We start from the raw sequence: 415 nt of genomic DNA, 5'->3' as shown, positions 1-415 counted from the left end.
CAACCGGATACGCGACGTGATGAAGCGGTGATCCAGAGGCTGACCGAGGTCGCTGAGCGCTATCCCCGCTACGGTTTTAAGAAGCTTTTTCAGGTACTTCGCAGGCAGGGGCACGTCTGGAACCACAAACGCGTTCACCGGATTTACTGCCTGCTGAAACTGAATTTTCGCCGTAAGGGAAAGCAACGTCTGCCGGTGCGCAATCCGGCTCCGCTGGCGACGCCGGAAGCACTTAACCAGAGCTGGTCGATAGATTTTATGCATGATGCGCTGGTGTGTGGTAGACGCTTCCGGACCTTCAATGTGGTGGATGATTTTAACCGTGAAGCGCTGGCGATAGAAATTGACCTGAATATCCCGGCGCAACGCGTCGTGAGAGTGCTAGACAGGATAGTGGCAAACCGCGGCTATCCGC

General features: G+C 55.4%; 1 protein-coding gene. It reads left to right on the top strand.

All coding sequences use genetic code 11. The annotated features are described in order from the left end of the window. Positions 1-415 (top strand): IS3 family transposase (locus J1781_RS00180; protein WP_217232995.1); only part of this gene is annotated, 415 nt, incomplete at both ends.

Origin of the sequence: Rahnella perminowiae (assembly GCF_019049695.1) — a bacterium.
Lineage (GTDB): Bacteria > Pseudomonadota > Gammaproteobacteria > Enterobacterales > Enterobacteriaceae > Rahnella > Rahnella perminowiae.
The sequence above is the reverse complement of the archived record's forward strand: the minus strand, read 5'-3'. Positions and strand labels throughout refer to the sequence as shown.